Raw genomic sequence first — 2,007 nt, forward strand, 5'->3', positions numbered from 1 at the left:
CTCCATGTCGAGGATCACGCCGATGCGCTCGGCGAAGCCGCGCTCGTCCCATTCCTCGACCAGAAGCCCGTTTACCCCGTCCTCGACCGCCTCGGGGATGCCGGCGTGCCAGGTCGACAGGGTGATGCAGCCGCAGGCCAGCGCCTCCTGGATGGCGGTGGGCAGGCCCTCGGTGTTGCCGTTCTTCGCGGTCACCGAGTGCTGCAGGAAGGTCTCGGTGCGGGTGAGATGCGCGCGCACCTCGTCATGGGGCAGGGCGAAGGTGAAGGTCACCTGATCCGCCACGCCCAGCTCGGCGGCCATGCCCTTGCAGGTCTCAAGCAGCGGCCCGTCACCGATGAAGGTGAGATGCGCCTTGCGGCCCCTGGCGGCCTCGGCGAAGGCGCGCAGCGTCACCTGCGGAGCCTTCTTCTCGACCATGCGCCCGACGGCAAGGAAGCTGCCCGGCACCTTCTCGCCAGGGGTGAAGCGGCGGATGTCGACACCCGAGGGCACCACGTGGGCGTTGCCATGGGTGACACCGTGGGCGGCGAGGTTGCCCAGCAGGAATTGCGAGACCGAGAACACCCCGTCGAGCATCGGCATCATGTGCCGGTAGGCGCGCACGGTTTGCCTCTTGCGCAGCGCGAAGCTGGCGTCGGTGCCGCGGAAATAGGTGAAGCAGGGCAGGCCCATCTCGCGTGCGAGCCCGGCCACCACCAGCGCCTGCGTGCCGAATTCCGCAAGCACGACCTCGACCTCCTGCGCCTGCAGCCAGTCGCGCAGCCGGGCTTTGGCGTCGCCGAAGGGCAACCGGCCGGTGCCGGTCAGCGCGGCGTTCCAGCCCATGGCGAAAGGCGCGCGCAGGCGGTCGGCCAGGCTGAGCGGCGCGCGGCGCTCGAACAGCGGCTTGCCCAGTGGGTCGTTGCCGTTGAAGCGCCCCGCCAGGACGCAGGTGTCGCCGCCGAAGATGTGGGCGATGTGGCGGTTGGTGAAGGGCTCGCCCTGGACGAAATAGTCGGACGTGGCGATGCAGGTCTTCATGGGGCCTCCGGGGCGCGGCGGGACGGGGTCCTTGTGCCTTGCCCGGTCACGGGGCGCAAGGGCGGGGTCAGAGCCCCTCGTGGAACTCGTCGATCAGGTGCTGGACCACGGCGCGCATCCGGCCCTCATCGGTGCCGCCGCCGGTCTCGGCGGCGACCCGCTGGCGGGAGGAACTGTTGCCCTCGGCCACCACCAGCCGTGCGCGCTCGATCTCGGCGAGGCAGCCGAGCGCCTGCGCGTCCTCCTCGATGAGGGCGATGAGCTCGTCGAAGAGCTGCGCGCAGGGCACGATCTTCTGGGCGCCGAAGTCGATCAGCCCCTCGGTCACGCCGTAGCGTTGTGCCCGCCAGCGGTTTTCGCCGATGAGGAAGTTCTCGTAGATCCGCCAGCGCAAATTGCGGCGGCGCATGCGCCAGAGCATGCGCAGGATGCACTGGGTGAGCGCTGCCAGCATCAGCGCGTCCTCGAGCCGGGGCTGCACGTCCATGATCCGGGTCTCGAGCGTGGGAAAGCGCGACGAGGGGCGCAGGTCCCACCAGATCTTGCTGCTGTCCTCGATCACGCCCAGATCCACCAGCGTCTGCACCGAGCGCTCGTAATCCTGCCAGTTGGAGAAATGCGGCGGCAGTCCGGTGCGGGGCAGGTTGTCGAAGACCGAGATCCGGTAGCTCGCGAGCCCCGTGTCGATGCCCTGCCAGAACGGCGACGAGGTCGAGAGCGCCAGCAGGTGGGGCAGGAAATAGCCGGCCTGCCGCATCAGGTCGGCGCGCAGCTGGTCGTCCTCGATGCCCACGTGCACGTGCATGCCGCAGATCAGCATGCGCTGTACCACGCCGCCGAGATCGCGGCGCAGGTCGTTGTAGCGCTCCTTGTCGGTGTGGTGCTGCTGGCGCCAATGCGCCAGCGGGTGGCACGAGGCGGAGATGGGCGTGAGGTTGAAATCCGCGGCATGGCGCGACACCGCTTCGCGCAGGCGGCGGAGGT

2 protein-coding genes are annotated in these 2,007 nt (G+C 69.3%); both read right to left on the bottom strand.

What is annotated here, in order from left to right:
- A partial coding sequence (locus HC022_RS25115) for a glycosyltransferase (RefSeq protein ID WP_167454203.1) occupies positions 1–1,023 on the bottom strand: 1,023 nt, incomplete at its 3' end.
- A gap of 67 nt (positions 1,024–1,090) precedes the next feature.
- A partial coding sequence (locus tag HC022_RS25120; protein ID WP_167454204.1) for a carboxylate-amine ligase occupies positions 1,091–2,007 on the bottom strand: 917 nt, incomplete at its 5' end.

It is taken from the genome of Salipiger sp. HF18 (assembly GCF_011806505.1).
Lineage (GTDB): Bacteria > Pseudomonadota > Alphaproteobacteria > Rhodobacterales > Rhodobacteraceae > Salipiger > Salipiger thiooxidans.